This is a genomic window from Fischerella thermalis PCC 7521, assembly GCF_000317225.1.
In the GTDB taxonomy this organism is placed as follows: Bacteria; Cyanobacteriota; Cyanobacteriia; order Cyanobacteriales; family Nostocaceae; genus Fischerella; species Fischerella thermalis.
On the sequence record NZ_AJLL01000070.1, the window covers coordinates 100,981 to 122,255 of the forward strand.

Genomic DNA, 21,275 nt, shown 5'->3' on the forward strand with positions numbered 1-21,275 from the left:
CGATCCCATGTTCTCCACTCGCTTTATCCGTTTCTTTCGCCATCTCAACTTTCAGGTTCTCCAACAAGTTGTCAAAGAAAGTGGCGAACACAGATTACCTGGTTTAGCTGCGGAAATGGCTTATAACAACTTGCTAGCCTTATTTCCAACCTTAGCGGCTGTTCTCACAACTATTGGGATGTTGAATATTTCTCAAGATCAAGTTGATGCTTTAGCTCACCAAGTACTTAATTTTGCCCCAGAACAAGTTCCACTGCTACTAAAAGAATTTACTGGACAGATAAAACTACCTCAAAGTAGAGAAGTAGTTTATATTAGCTTTCTCGTTTCCCTCTGGCTTGCTTCTGGAGCAACTAGTGCAGCTATGAACGCCATGGATGAGATTTATCAGATTCCACCAAATCTCAAACAACCTTTTTGGAAAGCAAAGTTAATTTCTTTGCTCCTGACAATTGCTACCATTGGTTTAGTTTTAACTGCTTCTTTGTTAGTATTTATCAGTGACCTGATTGTGCAATTTGTATTAGATAGTACACAAATATTTGGAGCAATATTTTTATCTGCTTGGTCTTGGTTGCGTTGGCTTTTGACCTTGATGATTATCGCTTATGCGTTTAGCATTATTTATCGTCATGGCCCTAGTCAATGGTTTAACGGTACTCCTATTATGCCTGGAGCAATTATTGGAGCTTTGTTGTGGGCAGGTGTTTCTAAATTATTTCGAGTCTATGTCAGCAATTTCGGAAACTATAATTTGACCTATGGAGCTTTGAGTGCAGGGATTGTGTTGCTGTTGTGGCTCAATCTCAGTTCTTTGGTTCTACTAATAGGGGCGCAGTTAAATGTCACTGTGGGTAAAGCAATGAGAGCTAATAATCACAATTATTTTTAACTCCCACTAACCTTGCCATGAAAATATCAATCTTCTTACACCCTTACAACACTACACCCATTTTCAAGACAGTGATTCGCTGAAATAGAGGAATTATGATTATTTCAACTATTTATGAAATAAAATCTTCCAAATTGAGTCAATTAGCTGAGTTTAATTGCATATTGTTGCTCTAGAAGCAAGAAATTTTTATTTATCTATTCAGATGAAGAATAAAATGATAAGTTTTTCTAACTTATGTATTGATGATCCATAGGAATGAGTTACTGACGAAAACTAATAATTACTTAATATTTATATAAATACTTTTTAGTAAGATGGTATATCATTAACGGAACACCAATGTCTAAAATAATTCATAATTATTGGCAAGGTGACTACTAAATTCTTGCTTTTAGGTAGCAAAGGAGCTAATTAAATAGATGAGTTACTACGACTTTGACAACCATTTTTGGTCTCCACAACAAGTTTGTTGTCAATCGAAAGTATCGAATTTTAAGAGAAAAATAAATAAAAAATTTACTACTAAAATAGTATTGTTTGGGATTTTTGTTTTAGCATCTACTGCTATTTCGGCTACAGTATTAATCAAGAATCAAGCTGCTAATAATAACTATACTTATGGCAATAGCTCTGAAACTGCATGTATTGTTTTAAGACGCGAAACATTCCGTATGTATTGTTCTCTACCACAGCGGTGATAGTATTTTGGATTGGTTTTTACAGAAATGTTTCAAATTGTATGAAAAGAACTAACCAAAATCATTCCATCCATAGAGAACATCAAGACATTTGTGACCAACGTCTTGACGTTGTTTATGAACACGACAACATTTATACTATTTATACTTAAAGCTTGATTGTAATCAGCGATCGCTAAATCATATTTACCTTGTCTGTGGTAGGCGATCCCTCTATTTATATATGCATGAATATTTTTACTAATACCAATAGCCTGAGTGTAATTAGTGATGGCTTGGTCGTATTTGCCTTGTCTGTAGTAAGCAATACCTCTATTTATATAAGCATTAATATTGCGAGGATTTTTACTAATCACTCGATTGTAATTCTGAATCACTTTTTGTTGATCACCTTTATTTGTTTTTTCCTTCACCCTCGTGTAGAAGTCTTCAGTAGCGATCGCCACGGGTACAGGAGGTTTAATTTGGCGATCTTGTTGAGTGCTAACTGTGGTTGTCGTGGAAACCAACACCGGGGGACAGGGAGTTGGAGGGATTTGCGGTGTGACTAAAGATAGGCGATCGCTACTATGAGATTGTTGAGAACTACAACTTTGAGCGGTCAAGGACTCTCTTTGAACAACGATAGCAATAAGACCCAATAAACTAAAACCAAAAATAAAACTTCCACGTAAGACAAAGTTTTTGTGTTTTTGCACAACACTCTGCTAAACAAACTCTGTTTCCACCTGGTTTAACCAATTGTGATCAGAATTCAGTATCTGTCTGAGCAAGTCAAGACACGGATCAGCATTCCAGAGATATTTGGCTTTCGGATGCTTTTTCCACTCCATCGCTGCAGGTGTCAACCGCCTTTGTAGAATTAAACTTTCGTGATTTTTTTGTTTCCATTCCAGCAGTTTCTGCCATCCTTGTAACAAAGCATCATCAGCTAGTTCTACATAAGCTTGACCTTCATTATTTTGTCCTCTCACCAACAAGCCTACCTCACAAAAGCGCTGAATCACTTCTTGGACTTGAATATTTGCTGGTTCTGAGTACTCCAATTCCGATAAGGGGACTCGTCTGCTGCTTAACTTTCCATCACTCACAGCGATCATTCGCAGCATAACATTGCGGATAATTCGCTCGTAGGATTTATGCTGTTGGACTAATATCGTATATTCACTATCAGCTTTTTGAACAAGACTTGACACCACCCCACCCATTGCTTTGTAGTCTTCCTGGAAATAATAATTGCATATATTACCCACACACCGCAGTAGAGACGTAGCAACGCTACGTCTCTACACACCCGTAAATTGTAAATTCATATTTTGATTTAGCAACGCCATATTTTTTATTTAACTGCTAAAAGCAAAAAACAAAATAACCAATTTATTTAAAAGTATTCAAGTATGGCTGTGTAATTTTAACGAAAACTTTAATTCTTTGAATAAAGCAAATATAAATGGCTCTAATGCACACCGATAACTCATCTGTGTTTATCGGTGTGCATCTATCTGTGTTCGTTAACTAAATCACATCCCCACTACAAAAAATTAATGCTGACAGGAACCTTGTTTATGGTCTTGACCATTACCGTGTCCCTGACCATGCTTGTGAGAACAGCTCTGTAAATCCTGACTCTTCAACTTTTCCGTGATTTCTTGTAGAGTCTCATCCTTAGACTTTAAACCAATCCAAGCATCGATTTTTTCTGCATCAAAACCCACCTCACGGCGATCGCCTACTTCGATCAACGGACGACGAATCAACAGTGGATCTCTCAGCATCATCACTAAAGCTGTTTGCGGATCTACTTTTTCAGGAATAACCTCACCCGATTGTACACGGGGAGCAGCACGGTTAAACCATTCGGCTACAGGGCGATCGCCAAAAAATGAGTGTAAACGTTCAACTGTCCAAGGTTCTGTTAAGAGGTTATACGCCACCACTTCATGACCTGCGGCTGTCAGCAAAGTCTTTTGTTTTGTATTGTTTTTACAGCCAGGTTTTTCATAAAAAATTACCCTTGCCATTGCAGTATCTCCTATTTAACAGTTAACAGTTAACAGTTATCAGTTATCAGTGTTTCTTAATATTCACTGTTCACTGATTTCATGTATTCTGATACACAAAAACCTTTCCCCTCTACTGCAAAAGACAATAAATTCGTAGTCAGCTATTAAGCGTTAACTACAACTAATAACTAATATCACAATTAAATTTTAATTAAAAACCAAAAATATTTGCTATTAAAAATTATTGCTTTAAATAAATTAGAATTTTTTTGCTGTGTGAGAGACTACATTATACTCAAAACGTTGCTTTGGATCAGTTTCGCCATAAATATTAAAAGTAACAGTTGGTTCATTACCTAATGCTTCTACACAATGAATAGCATCAGGTGTAAAACTGATAATATCACCAGGTAATAAAGTTAACTCTCCTGTTTGTTCAATCTTTGCTGTAAATTCTTGGCTGGGATTGCGACGCCAAAATGTATTTTTTTCTTGCCCCTTTAATAAAGCGACCACACCCCAAGTACCATGATTATGAATATTAGATTTTGTCCCTGGTGCAAAAGTAACTGTTTGCAATGTTAATGGGAAACCTAATTCATCGTAGAGAATTAACACCGATGTTCCTGTTTTGGGACAAGGTTGCAAATACTGACTTTGTACCCAATAAGAATTTACTAATAATCGCCTGACTAACATCTGAATTTCTGGCAAGCGGCTAGTTTCATCTTCAACATCATTCAGAATATCTTCTAATTCAGTCAAGAATCGATAAAGGCGATAATTATCTCTAAGTAAGTCCCACACTCTGGGCGATTTACAAGCTTGATACTCTCCATCTCTATTGACATGCCAATCTCTATTTTTCATAGATCACACTGGATATAAATTGTTTGAGAAATCGAACACAGATGTAGACGCGCTTTGCGCGGCTTCCCGCAGGGTACACAGATAAATTATCGGTGTTCATCGGTGTTCATCTGTGTTCGTTCATATCAATCCTCATCTTCTTCTGCGGGTCGAGTCAAAATATCAAGTAAAATTCCTGCACCAAAATCATTTTTATCATCAATAGATTTAACCTGAGTGCTGATTTCTTTAGCTTTTTCTATTTCTCCTAGTTTTGCTAATACCAATCCAGAAGCCGCATAAGCATTTAAATACAATCGAATTTGTGGCTCTTCTTTGCGCTTAATTAATATTGGCTGGAGTTGTTGCCAATCATCAGGTAACTTCTCAGTCAATTTAATTTTATCTATAACTTTAATAGCAGTTTGCAGTGCCATTGTGTAATTATATTTGTAATAGAAATATCTATAAGCTGCTACCAAAACCTCAAGATTATCTCCTGTTTTAGCTAAAGCTTGATTCATATAATTTTCAGATGCTGAAGTATTTTCCCAATTCTCAGTCGCTAAAATTAGTAATTTTTTGATTTCCTCTGGTACTTGAAACCAAGAAAACCTTTCCGTATCAACTTGCATAAAAATCTCCTTTTGGTAATGGGTAATAGGTAACAGGTAATGGGAAAAACAATTACCAATTACCAATTACCAATTGTTAAAACAAAGTCAGAATGTACAAAAGTGTGAAGAGAATAATCCAAATAATGTCTACAAAGTGCCAGTAAATTTCTGCCATCTCAATGCCAGTATGTTTAGTGGAACTATAGTGACCAGGACGACGCGATCGCCACAATACACCCAAAATTAACAGCAGTCCCACAAACACATGCAAACCGTGGAACCCAGTCATAATGTAGAAACAGTTGGCAAAAACATTAGTCGTCAAACCATATCCCAAGGTCATGTATTCATAAACCTGACCCGCCAAGAAAATCGCACCCATGAGTGCGGTCACGATATACCAAAACCGCATTCCTTTCACATTATTCTTTTTAATCGCCGTATCACCAAAGTGAATGACGAAACTACTAGAAACCAGAATAATTGTGTTAATTGTCGGTACTAATAACTCGACTTCCGTTCCCTGTGGCGGCCAAACTTCTGTACTTCCACGAAAAAACAAATAAGTAGCAAAAAACCCGCCAAACATTAAAGACTCTGAAATCAGGAATGTCAACAATCCCCAAACTCGTAAATCCTTATGTTCCTGATGATGACTTGGACTAGTCGTTGTTGCGATCGCCATGAAAAAATCCTCTTTCTTTATCTCTTTTTTGCGCCTTTATGGTTGTTAAAAAAAACCACAAAGACACAAAGACACTAAGTACAGCCTTTCATAAACTCGTAGCAAACTCTAATGTGGAAAAACTCTGCTACAGGCGTGCGTTTCCTCCGCGATCCTCTGCGTTTAAAAATGCTACGACTTTAGGCAAAGCTGTACTAAATTGTGTAAAAATCATGTACTGGGTTCCGTGACAGCAACCGGCTGAAATTTACCATCATGACCGTAGTCATAAGGGCCATGAGTGACCATAGGCAACACTTCCCAATTCTCAATAGCCGGTGGTGAACTAGTTGCCCATTCCAAAGTCAAAGCATTCCAAGGATTATCACCCGCTTGCTTCCCACCGATCCAACTCCACAGCGCATTGATCGTAAAAGGAATCACTGATATCCCCAAGATGTATGCACCAATCGTACAAATTTCGTTGAGGTGGGTAAATTGCGGATCGTACATCGCCACACGCCGCGGCATACCTTGTAATCCTAATTCATGCATCGGTAAGAAGGTCAAATTCGTACCAATAAAGGTCAAGATGAAATGAATTCGACCCAAAGTTTCATTCATCATCCTTCCAGTGATCTTGGGGAACCAGTGGTAAATTCCCGCATAGATACCAAACACAGAACCACCAAACAACACGTAGTGGAAGTGGGCGACTACATAATATGTATCGTGGACATGGACGTCAAAAGGTGCTGTTCCCATCGTCACACCGCTTAGACCGCCCATCACAAACATCATCAATAAGCCGATCGCAAATAGCATGGCGCTGGTAAAACGGATTTTACCGCCCCAGAGAGTAGCAACCCAACCGAAAATCTTCACACCTGTGGGAACCGCAACAATCAGGGTAGATATAGTGAAGAACATCCGCATCCACCCGGGTGTTCCACTGGTAAACATATGATGCACCCAGACGAACAAACCCACAACACAAATCGCCAAACTAGAATAAGCGATCGCTTTATATCCAAATATTGGTTTGCGCGCATGGACAGGAATCACTTCGGACATAATACCGAAGATAGGCAGGATCATTAAATAAACTGCCGGGTGAGAATAGAACCAGAACAGGTGTTGATAAATAACAACGTTACCGCCTGCATCTGGTTTAAAAAACGAAGTCCCAAAGTTGAGATCAAACAACAGTAAAACCAACCCTGCTGCTAACACTGGTGTAGATAACAGTGCTAAAACAGAAGTTGCCAAAATTGCCCAGCAAAATAGGGGAACTTGATCCCACTTCATGCTGGGAACCTTCATAAATAGGATGGTGACGACAAAGTTTAGCGAACCCAAAATTGAGGAAGTTCCCACCAAGACAATGGCAAGTATCCACAGTGATTGGGCAATTGGTGCAGTTACCAAACTTAATGGTGGGTAAGCCGTCCAACCAGATTGGGAACCACCAAAGAAGAAACTAGCTAAAATCAGCAAACCTGCGGGTGGGTTCAACCAAAAAGCGATCGCATTCAGTTTTGGGAAAGCCATATCCCTAGCACCCACCATCAGCGGTACTAGGAAGTTGCCAAATCCTCCAATCGCACTCGGAACAATCCACAAAAAAATCATGATCGTTCCGTGATTGGTCATGAAAGCGTTATACAAATTTGGGTCAAGTAAATCTGCATCCGGTGTCGCCAACTCAGCACGCATGGCTACAGCCATCAGTCCACCGATGAGATAAAACAAAAACGCCGTCACCAGGTATTGGATACCGATCACCTTGTGGTCAACATTAAACGTGAAATAGTCATACCATTTCCACGCTTCGGGGTGATGATGAGTACTGCTAGCAACCACAATCGTGGCTTCCTTTCCAGGTGGCTGATTCCGTGGTATTTCGAGAGTCATGTTTTTCTTTCTTTGTTGTTTGTTGTGTGTTGTTTGTTGTTTGTTGGTTTTTCCAATCAACACCAACTACCAACCAACAACTATTGACCATTGACTGGGAAAGAGATTAAATACTATTTCCCGATCCCCATCTTCTGTACATAAGGGGCGAGAAACTCTGATACAGATAATTCGGCGGGATTAACTGCCACAGCTTGTTGTAGTTCTTGCTGCTGTTGGGCAATCCGGTTTTCTGTCAACCAGCTTTCGTATTCTTCGGGAGTATGAACTACTACCTGTGACCTCATGGAACCGTGATAACCACCACACAGTTCTGTACAAACTACAGGGTAAGTGCCAACTTTAGTAGCGACAAACCTGAGTTTGGTAGGAATACCAGGAATTGCATCTTGTTTGAGGCGGAATTGCGGCACCCAAAACGAGTGGATTACATCTGTAGAAGCAAGGTTGAGTTGTACATCAGCACCCACAGGTACGTGTAATTCACCAGCAGTAACACCACTGTTAGGATAGTTGAAAATCCAAGCAAACTGCATCCCCGTCACATCAACAACTAAGTCTGCTGTTTTGCCTTGTTCCTTAGCACCCGCACCAATACCAATATTGGGGTCATTTGCTGGTGTTATCCCAGAAGCATCGCTCAGAGTAGCAGCAATTGCACTTCCCGGCATCTGGTGGGTAACATGAACTGGAGTGTGGCTGTGACCACCCGATTCTAACCCTCCCATTCTGCTATAAACATCCACACTGTAAATCCCCAAACCCAGAACAATTATGGTTGGGATTGCCGTCCAAAATACTTCTAACGGTAAATTGCCCTCAATAGGCGACCCATCTGTTTCATCACCTTTACGGCGACGAAACATCACCAAAAAAATCAAAATTGTTCCTTCTACCACCACAAACAAAGCAGTGGCAATTGTCACCATCACATTGAAAAAACTATCTACCAAAGGCGCTTGTTCTGATGCCTGCATTGGCAGTAGACTATGGTGTTGACCAACCCAAAGGCTGAAGAGTGTGATTAATACCCCAGCAACTAAGGTTAACAGTGAAACAGGAATTTGTTGCATACATGCCTGCTCAGAATAACGTCGTTCCAGGTGTAACCATCGCTAAGTTGTAGGTGAAAAACCAAAAGTTCAAACTAAAAAGAAATAGTTCTTACACCATGAAGTGAAGTGAACCCGTTTGTGTACTAAGAGACTTCTCGATAATTTTCAGCCTCTCTATTACTTATACGGTTTGTGTTTTGTCTTTTTACTTTTGATTTTCACTTTATTTAAAATGGGTTTGACATATGTATCTTACCCTTTAAACCCAAGTTAAGTTACTTTTTAATTGTCGATGTTTTAACTATAAAATCGGCGAGACTTAAACTTGTTTTAATTTGTTTTTGTTGCCAGATTATTTTATTTTAATAACCAACTACAAGTAGTTAATTATTAACATTTTATATTTATAAATTTGTTTGTCATGAACTATATTTAGATTCTCTCTAAATAAATATAGAGAATTCCCCTCTACTCGCGCAAATCATAGAAATACTCTGCGTCTCTTTGCGTTTAACCTCACTAAACTTTTACACAAAGCCATACTTAGTTATTCAATTCAACATGAGTATAGCAGTTTTTTGGACAAATTCTAGAACAAGCACCACAGCCAATACAATTTTCTGGATGAGCAACAGTCATCACTTTCTTTTCAATTTCATCATCATCTTCATCATCTACAAATTCACCCTCTTCATTCATTGCTCGTAACAACAGCACATCATGTCCGCAAATTTTAAAACATCTGCCACAGCCAATGCATTTATGTTCATCTATTGATTGGGCAAATTTGGGTGTCCAAGTTTTACCGCCAAATGTCAATCCTGTGAGTACTGCCATGAACTTACCTGCTGGAATTTATCTACAACTTGATTGGTGCTTTAACGCTCATACTAACATAACTGTAATTATCTTTTTTTAATGTTCAAATCTAACGATTTACATAGTTAAAATTCCATAACTTTCCGATAAAAACCTTGCTTTTAATATTATTCAATATAAATGCAATTATTTACTAATAATGTTTACTGGTTATTTCTATGCCAGTAATTAAATCATGACTGATGATAATGAGATTTAAAAACATCATGAAGTTTATTGTAAAGATGATATTTATTTGCAGTAATACCAATTCAAAAAATGTTTAAGGACAGATAATCCCACCCGCCTAACAGCAGCCTCCCCGATTTTGCTTAGGATTGGTGATGGGTCTAATACTATTACGTGTTGCATTCTTTTTCCAAATTGGTATAACAAATCATCAAAGTATTAGGAGATACAGAAGTATAACCACAATATTGTCCTATTGTTCACTGATTCACCTTGAATAAAAGCAATAAAAATGTAAAATTATTAACAAAATAATAATTTTTGTGAAATATTAATATTATTAATAATTCAATTATCACAGATGAGCGAAATATTAAAACACCTATCTTCTTGTCAAATCAAAAAACTACATATCCATGCTATCTCCTAGAAAGAGATGCTATACAAACAACTGTACAGGATCTATCAGGTTGTGATTTTTACTCAAACAACAAACAAATTTCAACAAGAGGTTTCTCTTAATCAAGAAGATATGTGGAAATTACTGAAAATCCACAAGTTAACAAAATTTATCTTTCGCTCATGATGAACAAACCTACAACAATATCTGTGAAATGTATAGATAATTAAGAATTTAATCAGGCTCGGCTAGGTTATGAGCATAGAATAACTTCCAATAGGATGGAAAGTCCGAATATGGATGTGGGTGGGTTACAACGGCAATAAAAATCTATGTTTTGTTTTGCCGTAATTGATGTGGTTGTGAGTGGTGAGAATAGGGGACACATCCAGGAGAAATCCGAGCCAGACATCTCAACGAGTACATTGGCAATAGCCTTATGCCTTACACAATACCTAATAATAGTTGCGTTGGATGTGACAACTGCCGTCCTCAATGTCCTACAGGTGCTATCAAACTGGAAAACGATAAATACTGGATTGATCCGTGCCTTTGTAACAACTGTGAGGGTTACTATCCCGAACCACAATGTGTGATCGCTTGCCCAACAAATTCTCCCATACCTTGGCACGCTAAAAGAGGGAGATGCAAAGTTGACTTGCGAGAAGTGACTAGTCCAGATTTATTTTCCAATGGCAAGAGTAACCCCTTTGCTTCAGCAATTGTCATTTGGGAAGCTTGCAATTTGCTCTCCCAACGTGCATCATTACCTTGGGAAACAGATGAGCAAGGAAACTTGTGCTATCGTCGTCAAGTCAATCAAGGCAAAGGAGCGATCGCATTTCATCTGACAAAATCACCCCAAAGTAGTGAACCTGTCACAAAATTAGAAGCCATAGAGACACTGGATATCAGGGCTGCTTGTCTACATCTAGTTTTTGCAGCATATGCAACAACCCTAGATCAGCCTTGGGAGCAAGAATTTACAGTCGATGAACGACAGCTTGAGAAATACCTGGGCTTAGAAAAGCGCAAGGACTTAAGCAAAAACGTCAAGTTGACTTTGATAAACAACTTAGTCCAGCAAGCTTGCTCACTCGTCGTTTCCATTGACTGGCCACAACAAGGTATGCTTAAAGGCTTCTCCATCAAAGGAAGCCGTTTGTGGGAATTAGTCCAAGTTCAACGTCACTTTCAAGAAGATAATCTCGGATGTAAATATCTTGTCGGCTTAACCTTCAAAATTCGAGCTGGAGTTTGGGCGCAGTATTTCCTCAACAAACAAGCGTGTAAGGAACGCACAGCATTTTATCAATACGGTAGCCTGCCAAAATCCTTATTAACTACAGTTATGAGCATTTGGCAGCAACACGAAGGTGCAGCAAGATTAATGCTGTGGTTACTATTTAAAACCAAAATGGGGGCTTCCCAACGCATAACTGTTCCAACCTTAATGCGCGTTGCTTACGGCGAAGAGAAAATAGCCCAGGCGTGCAGACAAAGAGAAGAACGCAAACGCCTGCTGCGGACTTTTGAACATGATTTAGAAGTCCTCAATCACCACGGGATGAAATCAGTCTTTGATCCAGTCACCTACCCGCCAACCATCCAACCGTTGTGGGCGAGAATAGTGGACATTCCCGAAGATCCAGACGAAGCCTTAGAATTTTGGATTAACGACGGTAGCGGTACATCACGTCTGACAGACGTCAGTCCCCGTGGCAAATGGAACCTCTTAATGAATGCCCGAATTTTGTCCTTCAGCCTACCACCAGACTGGGAAAAGCAAACAGCCGACTTGGAAAAAAAGCAGCGAACCACAAAAAACAAAAGAAAAACCAAAACCACTGGTGACTTACTGGGCGAACAAATTTTACGGGCGCGCAAAAACCTCAACCTCTCGCAAAGAGAATTAGCCAAACTCGCAGGTAAAAGTCAAAGCTGGATTCGCGACATCGAAAAAGGCCGTCTCAAAGTAAAACTAGAAGACCAAGTAGTTTTACGTAAAGTCTTGGGTCTTAACACAGCCTAATTTTCTTAAAAAATAACTAGCAACTAAAACTCAGTTGCTTTTCTCCAGGGTCATTACCGTAACTGTTTACTTAATTGATATTAAGATAGAAAAGTAATATCTAGTTTAAGTGATTATCTTTTGCAGTATTCTTCACTGCGGGTTCAAAGAGAGACTAGGGGTGATATTTTTTGTTATCAGTGATTAACTGAATTCGAGATTACAAGTTGCCCAATGTCTCTACAGAGTCTCTTTATAATTCATAGTTGATAATTCAATGCCAACTGCCAAAAAAGTTTTTCGGGTTGATGAATTGAATGTGCAAATTTATAGGGGTGAAACTGAATTAGCCCAGAATGTAGCAGAAATTGCACAGAATTATTTACGGGATGTTTTACAACAAAATGGTAAGGCTTTTGTATTGCTAGCTACAGGTAATTCTCAGATTAAATTTCTCGATGCATTAATAGCATTAGATGGCATTGATTGGCAGCGTGTTACTTGTTTTCATTTGGATGAATATTTAGGAATTTCTGCTGCTCATGCTGCTAGTTTTCGGCGCTACTTGCGGGAACGTTTCCACAATCGAGTCAATCTGAAAGAATTTCACTACATCGAGGGTGACACTTTAGAACCTATACTAGAATGCGATCGCTACAGCAAATTATTACAAGCACAACCAATTGATTTATGTTGCTTGGGTGTGGGAGAAAATGGACACATCGCTTTTAACGATCCATCTGTGGCTAATTTCCAAGACCGTTACAGCGTAAAACTAGTCAAATTAGATCAACTTAATCAACAGCAACAAGTAAAGCAAGGTCATTTTCCTAGTCTAGAAGCTGTGCCAAAATATGCTTTTACTGTTACTATTCCCACAATTTGTTCTGCTAAAAAAATTCTTTGTCTTGCGCCGGGATCACATAAAGCTAAAATAGTTCAAAAGATGTTACAAGGAGATATCAGTACAGATTGTCCTGTTTCTGTGCTGCGTCAATATTCTCAGACAACACTGTTTTTGGATGAAGATTCTGCTTCATTGCTTAGTCAAAGTACGTCTAGTCACACCCGTAAATCGTAAATTCATATCTTGATTCAGCAACGCCAATAATTCTAATTAATCCCCTCCCCGATTTCAAGTAAAAGAAATTCAAGCGGAGTGCAATAATTGGGGCGGGGTTATTTCTCTGTAACTTCATATTAAACTGGTATTAACTGATAAACTTATGTTGGAAAACGATTATAAATACATGAAATTCTACTTTGTGTATTAGTTTCTTCTGGAATTGGACGGTATTGCAACCAGGCAAATAAAGCGGCAGTACCCAGAAAAATTAAAGTGATGGCTGCCACCAGTTGAAGCATGATACTGTAACGCATAAAAAATTTTTAGATTTGAGATTTTTTCAATTATTGTAAAGAGTCAAATACTATACTTTTTCTGTAGATTCTGATTGTTCAGATCGCATTTTCAAAGCACGGTTCATTTCTGCAAAACCTTGGCATGTATTGGTTTCTAGTTGACGTGTAAAAAACGGAACAAGTATTCCTCGAAAAATTTCCCTTTGAATGAAGTGAGTGCGATTTATTGTCAGAGATTGTATCAAGAAAATGTGTTCACCATCAAACAGCCCTGGTATGATAAAATGCCCTAACCAGCGTAATTCTCGATTTGGCATAACTCTAAGGACTTTTGGTTTAAAAGTTATTTCATTTTTTCCTGGTGGCTGAATTTGTACTTCTAGATGAGAACCTTCCCGAACCTCTCCACTAACTCGACGGATAAAGGGATTCCATGTTGGAAAATTGTCAAAATCAGTGAGTATTTTCCAAACCTGGTGATCTGGTGCTTGAATCTCAATTTCTGTGTATATTTCCTTCATAGTTAATTTTTAAATGTACACTTTGTGTTCATTAATTATGGGTGTTTTACTCGAAAATTTGCCCACATGATAAAGCCATGTATTTGGCAGTCCAAATCTTGTAGCCACTCAACTAATTCATGATTGCTATTGTGTAACAAAGTATAGTCTTGGTCATCTTGGACTAAGGTTAAACCTGTTTGCGAATTCTCAATACTCGTTTCAATATTGCAGCTAAAACGTTCATCTAATAATTTCAGCAGCTGTGTTACTTTGGCTTGCGCTACTTCTAAACTTAATAGGGTGTAATCTTGCTGTTGAATGATTTGTTGAAGTTCGACGATATTGCTAAATTTTCGCCGACCAAGGGTGCCTTGAGTTGGTACTAAAAGTGCCGCCGCCCCATTTTTCAAGTCTTGCTGGTTTAACGCAAAATAATTCCAATCACCGTAAGCATACTGAATTAATTCGCCGTTGCCAGTGGGTAACACCAATCTGGAATGCCAGCCGTGGTCTGTTACATGGATTGTAACTGGCTTGGCAGGGTCAGTAGGGGGTACGATGGTTGCAGGAGACAACATCCAGACCAACAAAATAGAAGCAATTCCTAGTAGAGCAAATTTGGCAATGCGGCATAAACGCATAGCTGATAGATGATGCTGTTAAACAAGGTTGTAATGTTCCATGTGAATGTTGGTGACAGGTACTTCCAACTCGTGCAAGGCTTTCTCTACCTGATCCATCATTTTTGGTACGGCACAGATAAAGTAATTTCGAGTGGCAGGACGCTTAGGAATATAGCGTTTTAGCAGTCCCTGATCAACATATCCACTTTCTCCTGACCAATCCTCCGGCGGTTCTCTCAGAACGTGGATCACTGTCAGGTCTAATTTGTCTTTTAAGGCTTCAATTTCTTCTCGGTAAGTAATGTCTTCCCAAGTCTTATTCGCATAAATTAACAGTAGGGGGCGCTCATCTTGACGTTCTGCTAAGGTAAGAAGCATACTCATCATTGGTGTGATGCCGATACCTCCAGCAATAAAGACAAATCCAGCAGTATTCTCATAGCGGTCTGTGGTGAAAACTCCATAGGGACCATCTAGGAAAGCTTTAGTACCTGGTTTGACATCTTTGATTGTTTTGGTGAAGTCTCCTAAAGCCTTAATGCCAAATTCAATGCGATCGCAATGTTCTGCACTGGAAGCAAAAGAAAATGGATGTTCTCGCATTCTAAAGGGCGAAATTTCTAGAGTCAGCCAAGCAAATTGACCTGGTTGGAAGCGAATTCCTTCGTGTCCTCTGGGACGCAAAACTAGATTCCAGACATTGCCCCTTTGGGGGATGGCTGCTTCTACCAAGTAAGGTTTTTTCTGCATAAAGTAGGGCTTGACCAAGCGGACGTAAATTAATAACCACAACGCAGCTACTGCAATACCAGTCCAGATCACTGCTTTCCAAAAAAGTCCCAAGTAATTGCCCACACCCAAGGCATGTCCTAAACTAAATCCAACAATAATAACTGCTAAGATACCATGAGCAATACGCCAAGGTTCGTAGGGAATATTAAGCTGTTTGCGCCAAATAGAAGTGACAATAATCGCAATTAGCGCCAGAGTAGCGATAACTGCTGCCCTCGCACGCCACGGGGCTTGGATAAAATTCAATAGTTGGAGTGTCTCTGGGTTATCAATAAACACAATTATCGGGTGAGTCAGGATGAAGAAAAACGCAACTATCGAGGTGTAGCGGTGAAACTGAAGAATTAGGTCAACACCATAGGAGGCTTCGATACGGTTGATTCGGGCAGTTAGGGCAAACTGCATTGCCATCATTGCTAAACCAATAAAACCCAAAGCAGCAGAAAACTCTAGCCAAAAACTACGTATATCACTTGGTGTAGGTGGGTATAAAAGCAGTATCAATAAGGGTAGTAGGATAATTACAAGATATGCACCTATCCAAGATGCCCCTATTACTACAGGATTTTTCATTAACAAACTTCTCATAGACGCATACCTCCTAACCTTGTTGTTGTCGCAAAAATTTTATAATCATAGGTTTTTGCTCCAATTTATTCAATGATTCCAAATGGAATATTCGCTTTTTTGATCAGGTAAGTGGTGCTATCAGCCTCAGGAGAATAGAGTTAATAATTGCCAATGCGATTGAACCCAGCAAAGCACTCCAAAAACCGTATCTTAAGCGAAAACCAGGCACTATAGCAGCTGATAATCCAAAGATAATTGAATTGAGAACAAAGAAGAATAAGCCTATGGTAATGATAATAAATGGCAGGGTAAAAAAGGTTAAAATCGGAAGTAAAAGCGCATTCAATATTCCAAAAACTGCGGCGGTAATTAACGCTTTTCCAAAACCGTCTATTTCTACTCCTATTGGTAGTCGAGAAATAATCAAAAAGCTGACAGCGGTGACTAACCAAGTAATTATCAACCCAACCATAAGAAAGACTCCTTATCAGTAACATGTCGATTTCGGTCGAGCAGGTCGATATTTTTAGTATTCACGATAAATGTGAATAGAAAGTGACTGCACTATCACACTTTTACCAAGTTCATACAAATTAATAGAGTTTATGTTTGCGGTACTCGCGCTTGATTGCAAACTAACTATATCGATTACATCGAAAATTGGACACATCGGTGTATCGCCGACATCAGCAGCTAGTAGTAGACTGACCAGACTAAAACAGTGCATAAATAAACCGCACCAGCTCCGGAGAATACAGAGATAGAAAAAGAGATTTATTGCAACATTTTAGCTGTGCCACAGTACTACTACTACTGACTTTAGCGAAGAAGTGTAAATTCTAATTCAGTGTTTACAAAGCGTGTCAATCACTTTTCAGCTAAAAAAAAGACAATTTGAGTTGGTAATAGATATATCAAAATATAGAACAAAATTACATCAAAAGTAATGAATTAAATTTGAATGAGATAATAATAAAAAATATTAGTTGATCTTCACAGTTAATGTTTTTAAAACTTTAAATTCTCTGGGCTATCTCCCCGAATTTCCTCTATTTGACCAACTTCAAAAATTAGGGTGAAGGGTTGACCCATTTCTTTTTCTAAAAATTTTTCTAATAAAGTAACTTGTGTTGGTGTTACAGATTCCTTTGTTCTAACATTCAAACGAACTTGTGGGGGATCAGTTAACCAATTCACACTAATATTTAGCAGTACCACCCGTTGAAAGGTAATAGTTCGATTCAGCAATGCTTGCCTAATACTAGTTTCAAGTCTAGCTTGTCTAATTAATTGATAAAAGCTTATGCTTAAGGGAATAAAAAGTATTGCTGTAAAAGCTAGTGTCCAGCCAAGGGCTTTTCTCGCACGTTTGAAGGAGGTGCAACCCGTTAGCAAAAACGTCACCATACAGGAAAGAGTGATTCCCAACAAATTAGTTAGATAAAGTATTGTTGCACCGGTACTAAGTTGCAAATTTAATTGTGATAAACCCAAGCCAATTACACAAATTGGTGGCATAAGTGCGACTGCGATCGCGGTTCCGGCTAAACTTTCAGAAATTTTTGGTTCCACTTTTGCATAAGCACTAATTCCCCCAGCCGCTACGGCAATTCCTAAATCTAGTAAAGTGGGTCGAGAACGGGCGATAATTTCACTACCAAATTCTGGAAGCGCCACGAAGTAACCGATAAACCAAGCTAAAGCCGCTGCAAGAATAGTTCCGGAGATAATTGCTGTTAAACCTTTACGAAATAAAATTACATTGCCTTCTAAAGCTCCAAATGCTACTCCCCGGATTGGCAACATTAAAGGTGCAATAATCATTGCACCAATAATCACAGCAGCACTATTAGAAAGCAGTCCTAAGGTAGCGATGATACAAGAACCAAAAATTAGCACTATATAATTAATACTTATTGTTGATTCTTCTAATAGACTATTGCGTATAGTCTCTAATTGCGGTGGTGGAATTTGTTTGTTTTTGAAATTATTAAAACGATTGCGAATACCATTTATATTTCGCACAATGCTATCCCTCGCACGCCAATAATTTTTGAGAAAGTAAAGGGTGAACAGTATCTACGCTACCAAATTTATCTATTCAGAATCAATAAATTATTTGAGTTCATCATCTATCACAACGAGCGATCGCATAGTTTTAATTGTCATATTATACCAATTTAATGTGAAGCCGTACTAAATGAGTAACCCTCCACTCTTGGCGTTCTACCCTTCCGGAAGCGGTTTGCGCGTTTATGCCGTCTTAGCGGTTAGTTTTTTAAAATAATGTGTATCTTCATAAATAATTGGTATTAGTGTCAATCTGCTTTCAACTCATCCATTTCAAATAAACTAATAATTACTCCAGCAATGGGGACAGCCAGAAAAACTCCTAGTAGTCCTGCGACTCTTGCACCTATTAATAGTGCAAAAAACATTACAACTGGATTAATATTCAACGAACCTTGCATAATGCGAGGCATAAGTAAATTCTCTTCTATTTGTTGAAGTAAAATACAACCTACTAATACTTTGAGACTGAGCCAAATTCCTTGAGGTAAAACAATTAAAGACACAAGGCTAATTCCTAGTGTGGCTCCAATACCTGGAATCAAGTCAAAAACTCCGGCAATGGTAGCTAAAATTAATGCATAAGGCACTTGCAAAATCAAAAATACAATAAAAGCAGAGATCCCAAAGAATACAGATAAAATTAGCCTTCCCCAGAAAAAGCCTAAAAAGTTTCGCTGAATTGCAACCGTCAATTCGTGACGTAGACCTTCGGGAAAAAATTTCAGAATGAAATACCAGAGACGTTTGCCGTCTAGTAACATGAAAAAAGCAACAACGGCAATCAAAATTACATCTACTAAGCTGGCAAGTAACCTTTGAACAGTGGCGAAACCCACACCAATTCCAGCTAAAGCTTGATTTCGTAGTTCCTTTTCAACAGCGCTTAAATCCACTTGTAAATTCCACTTATCCAGTAAAGCTTCTAGTCGTTCTAATAAAGATATTATAAAGTTGACAAACTCTGGAGATTGACTCAGTAATTGTTGTCCCTGAGATAAAGCTGCAAAACCGATTGTCAATGTAAAAATAGCAAGAATTAAAAGACTTACTAAAAAAACTAAAATGACTGCTAAAATGTGCGGTAAAAAACGCTCCACCCACTGCACAGGATAATTAAGTACAAATGCTAAAACTGCTGCTAAAGTAAAAATTACAATTACTGTAGAAAGATAAGCCAAAACTTGAACTATTCCCCATCCAAGGGCAAATAATAGTAAATAGTGAACTAACTTGCTAGTACTTATTTGTTCTAAAAAATTATTTACTCTTGGTTTGTTCATTGTTTTGTGTAATTAGTTTTGCATTTTCCTTGATTGACTCAGCACTAGCAGCTACACCACCATCATGAAAATAAGGTGCGCTGAGATACAGTCCAATGAGGTTTCGCCTTTTGGAAAATAGCAGCACCTCGTTTCAAGGTGTCGATATCAGCAACTTCATGGGGAGATGGCGCTAAAGTATTTTGGAAGGCAGAAGACGTACCATTCAGTTGTGCAGCGACGGGTAGACCGGGAGTATTTGCCATTAACCCGTTTTGCATAAACAAAGCATCACGACCCAAATCTATTAAGTCTTGGGTAACTTTAACTGCACCATGATCAGGAGAAAGTGCTTGGCGTCCTTTTTCGGTTTGCAGCCATCTGTCGGCTTTTTCAGACTCGACTACATAACCCAAAACATCATAGGAACCTACACTTGTGGGGGGAGATTTTGTCAATGGTGTATAGGTTTTGTCAATAGAAGGCGGTCTTCCTGGCAAATTCAGTTCTAACTGAAAACCTAAAAAGCCGACGACTATTAACAAAGAGATGAGGATGAGAATTGCGCGCGATCGCATAGTTTCCTCACTGTTGATTTTCTTTTCCAGCAAGCAGCGCCACTTTAGTTATATGCCTCAAATGTGATTGAAAAGTGATGATGTATTGCTATAGCTAATTTATTAAAATGATTGCAGTTTTATCACTAAAATGAAATATGCTGTAAGCATTCAAACGAATTTAATTATAGATTGCGGGATTAAGTTAGAAGACTTCTTAATATCTTTTACTGGTTATCTATGTTTCAACGAGTTTTGATTTGCACAGATTTTTCTGATGGTTTACACCGTCTCACACATTTTGTTTCTAGTCTTGCGCTGGCGGGGATGAAGCAAATTGTTTTTCTGCACGCTGTTCCATTGTGGGAAAAAGGCATTATTCCACGAGCCGATACTGAGAAAATAGAACAAGCTCAAACTCGATTGACCGAAACTGTTGGTGAAAGTCCTACTGATGTAGAAGTAAAAATAGAAGTTCAATCGGGAAAGCCTGTGGAAATCATCCTTAAGGTTGCCCAAACCTATCAGTCCCAATTGATTATACTGGGTTCTCAAAGTCGCAGCTTACTCACTGAGAAATTGGTGGGTGGTACAATGGCTGACTTGTCTCACAAAACAACGATTCCTCTTCTGGTACTGCGTCCTCAGTTAATCTCTACTTATACTTCTGAGGAATTAACGCTTCGTTGTCAGCACCTTTTCCGTTCTTTGCTACTTCCCTACAACGATACTCAAGCGGCGAATTATCTGGTGCAACAGGTGAAGCAATTAGCTCAACAACAATCTGATAGATATCTACAACAGTGTAAGCTATGCTGGGTATTAGAAGATACTGGTCGTCGGGAAGTACCAAAGAAAATCTTACCGCAGCAGGCAGGGCAAACTCTATCTCAGATTAAAGCTGATTTGGAGAAAGTAAATTTACAAGTAGAGACAGAAGTTCGCGAAGGACACTGCGTCACCCAGATTTTAGAGGCAGCTACAATGGCAGATATTAGTGCGATCGCAGTGTCTTCAGGAACGATAGGTAAACTCCAAGAATGGTTAGTTTCCAGTTTTGCGTCGGAATTATTGCGTTGTAGCTGGTATCCTGTACTATTTTTTCCACCCCAACGTGGATAATTATGATTTAAGTACAGCTTTGCGTAAAAAAGTAGCAATTTGAAACGCAGAGGCTTGCAGTAGGGCGATCGCTAATTTGTCAGTGGCTTCAAACTTTCACAGATTGTTCTACACTCCAAGGCTACCAACTTTGCTGCTTAACTTCCACATCACCTTACAAAAAATACCTTGATGACCCTCATGGTGAATATGTCCATTTAAATCAGTCACCATAAAGGTACTGCCATGATTAATAGTCAGAATTGGTGAACCAACACTTAT

General features: G+C 38.7%; 22 protein-coding genes. 4 read left to right on the plus strand and 18 right to left on the minus strand.

All coding sequences use genetic code 11. The features are described from left to right. Nucleotides 1-7: 7 nt before the first annotated feature. Complete coding sequence (locus UYK_RS0115495; protein WP_009454761.1) at nucleotides 8-892, plus strand: YihY/virulence factor BrkB family protein; 885 nt, start codon at nucleotides 8-10, stop codon at nucleotides 890-892. Between the two features lie 733 nt (nucleotides 893-1,625). On the opposite strand, the gene UYK_RS0115505 is transcribed toward UYK_RS0115495, so the two are convergent. From UYK_RS0115505 to fdxB, 9 genes are all read right to left on the minus strand, one after another. After that, complete coding sequence (locus UYK_RS0115505; RefSeq protein WP_235182339.1) at nucleotides 1,626-2,198, minus strand: tetratricopeptide repeat protein; 573 nt, start codon at nucleotides 2,196-2,198, stop codon at nucleotides 1,626-1,628. Between the two features lie 102 nt (nucleotides 2,199-2,300). Then, nucleotides 2,301-2,846, minus strand: a complete 546-nt coding sequence (locus UYK_RS0115510) for an nSTAND1 domain-containing NTPase (RefSeq protein WP_328587797.1) — start codon at nucleotides 2,844-2,846, stop codon at nucleotides 2,301-2,303. A 288-nt stretch (nucleotides 2,847-3,134) separates the two neighbouring features. Next, the gene (locus UYK_RS0115515) at nucleotides 3,135-3,614 is read right to left on the minus strand and encodes an ArsC/Spx/MgsR family protein (protein ID WP_009454774.1); all 480 of its coding nucleotides are present in this window, start codon (nucleotides 3,612-3,614) and stop codon (nucleotides 3,135-3,137) included. A gap of 240 nt (nucleotides 3,615-3,854) precedes the next feature. Further along, on the minus strand, nucleotides 3,855-4,466 hold the full coding sequence (locus tag UYK_RS0115520; RefSeq protein WP_009454776.1) for a cysteine dioxygenase family protein: 612 nt from the start codon (nucleotides 4,464-4,466) through the stop codon (nucleotides 3,855-3,857). 125 nt (nucleotides 4,467-4,591) lie between these two features. Further along, complete coding sequence (locus UYK_RS0115525; RefSeq protein ID WP_009454778.1) at nucleotides 4,592-5,080, minus strand: hypothetical protein; 489 nt, start codon at nucleotides 5,078-5,080, stop codon at nucleotides 4,592-4,594. Between the two features lie 76 nt (nucleotides 5,081-5,156). Further along, a complete protein-coding gene (locus UYK_RS0115530) occupies nucleotides 5,157-5,747 on the minus strand; it encodes a cytochrome c oxidase subunit 3 (RefSeq protein WP_009454783.1) in 591 nt (196 codons plus the stop codon). Between the two features lie 210 nt (nucleotides 5,748-5,957). Further along, on the minus strand, nucleotides 5,958-7,640 hold the full coding sequence (ctaD, locus tag UYK_RS0115540) for a cytochrome c oxidase subunit I (protein WP_009454785.1): 1,683 nt from the start codon (nucleotides 7,638-7,640) through the stop codon (nucleotides 5,958-5,960). Nucleotides 7,641-7,753: 113 nt separating this feature from the next. After that, entirely contained in the window at nucleotides 7,754-8,713 is a 960-nt protein-coding gene (locus UYK_RS0115545) for a cytochrome c oxidase subunit II (protein WP_016871722.1), read from the minus strand. Nucleotides 8,714-9,238: 525 nt separating this feature from the next. Next, nucleotides 9,239-9,532, minus strand: coding sequence for a ferredoxin III, nif-specific (gene fdxB, locus UYK_RS0115550; RefSeq protein ID WP_009454789.1), 294 nt, complete (start codon nucleotides 9,530-9,532; stop codon nucleotides 9,239-9,241). A 1,049-nt stretch (nucleotides 9,533-10,581) separates the two neighbouring features. Between fdxB and UYK_RS0115555 the strand changes: the two genes are divergently transcribed. Both UYK_RS0115555 and UYK_RS0115560 read left to right on the plus strand, forming a co-directional pair. Beyond that, a complete protein-coding gene (locus UYK_RS0115555) occupies nucleotides 10,582-12,174 on the plus strand; it encodes a helix-turn-helix domain-containing protein (RefSeq protein WP_009454791.1) in 1,593 nt (530 codons plus the stop codon). A 256-nt stretch (nucleotides 12,175-12,430) separates the two neighbouring features. Further along, nucleotides 12,431-13,234, plus strand: coding sequence for a glucosamine-6-phosphate deaminase (locus UYK_RS0115560; RefSeq protein ID WP_009454793.1), 804 nt, complete (start codon nucleotides 12,431-12,433; stop codon nucleotides 13,232-13,234). A 143-nt stretch (nucleotides 13,235-13,377) separates the two neighbouring features. Here the strand turns inward: UYK_RS0115560 and UYK_RS26800 are convergent, their stop codons facing one another. From UYK_RS26800 to UYK_RS0115600, 8 genes are all read right to left on the minus strand, one after another. Further along, entirely contained in the window at nucleotides 13,378-13,533 is a 156-nt protein-coding gene (locus UYK_RS26800) for a hypothetical protein (RefSeq protein WP_009454795.1), read from the minus strand. Between the two features lie 50 nt (nucleotides 13,534-13,583). Further along, nucleotides 13,584-14,036, minus strand: coding sequence for an SRPBCC domain-containing protein (locus tag UYK_RS0115570; protein WP_009454797.1), 453 nt, complete (start codon nucleotides 14,034-14,036; stop codon nucleotides 13,584-13,586). Between the two features lie 35 nt (nucleotides 14,037-14,071). After that, nucleotides 14,072-14,659, minus strand: coding sequence for a hypothetical protein (locus tag UYK_RS0115575; RefSeq protein WP_009454799.1), 588 nt, complete (start codon nucleotides 14,657-14,659; stop codon nucleotides 14,072-14,074). Between the two features lie 18 nt (nucleotides 14,660-14,677). Beyond that, nucleotides 14,678-16,021 (minus strand): ferredoxin reductase family protein, encoded by a 1,344-nt coding sequence (locus UYK_RS0115580; RefSeq protein ID WP_009454801.1) that lies wholly within the window; start codon nucleotides 16,019-16,021, stop codon nucleotides 14,678-14,680. Nucleotides 16,022-16,124: 103 nt separating this feature from the next. Continuing rightward, nucleotides 16,125-16,475 (minus strand): phage holin family protein, encoded by a 351-nt coding sequence (locus UYK_RS0115585; RefSeq protein WP_009454803.1) that lies wholly within the window; start codon nucleotides 16,473-16,475, stop codon nucleotides 16,125-16,127. A 536-nt stretch (nucleotides 16,476-17,011) separates the two neighbouring features. Further along, nucleotides 17,012-18,028 (minus strand): DUF389 domain-containing protein, encoded by a 1,017-nt coding sequence (locus UYK_RS0115590; RefSeq protein WP_009454807.1) that lies wholly within the window; start codon nucleotides 18,026-18,028, stop codon nucleotides 17,012-17,014. Nucleotides 18,029-18,321: 293 nt separating this feature from the next. After that, on the minus strand, nucleotides 18,322-19,356 hold the full coding sequence (locus tag UYK_RS0115595; RefSeq protein WP_016871726.1) for an AI-2E family transporter: 1,035 nt from the start codon (nucleotides 19,354-19,356) through the stop codon (nucleotides 18,322-18,324). A gap of 62 nt (nucleotides 19,357-19,418) precedes the next feature. Beyond that, nucleotides 19,419-19,913, minus strand: coding sequence for a hypothetical protein (locus tag UYK_RS0115600; protein WP_016871727.1), 495 nt, complete (start codon nucleotides 19,911-19,913; stop codon nucleotides 19,419-19,421). A gap of 219 nt (nucleotides 19,914-20,132) precedes the next feature. Between UYK_RS0115600 and UYK_RS0115605 the strand changes: the two genes are divergently transcribed. Further along, entirely contained in the window at nucleotides 20,133-21,014 is an 882-nt protein-coding gene (locus tag UYK_RS0115605; protein ID WP_009454818.1) for a universal stress protein, read from the plus strand. Between the two features lie 108 nt (nucleotides 21,015-21,122). Here UYK_RS0115605 and UYK_RS27665 read toward each other — a convergent pair whose 3' ends face one another. Continuing rightward, nucleotides 21,123-21,275, minus strand: a complete 153-nt coding sequence (locus UYK_RS27665; RefSeq protein WP_341271178.1) for a glycogen debranching N-terminal domain-containing protein — start codon at nucleotides 21,273-21,275, stop codon at nucleotides 21,123-21,125.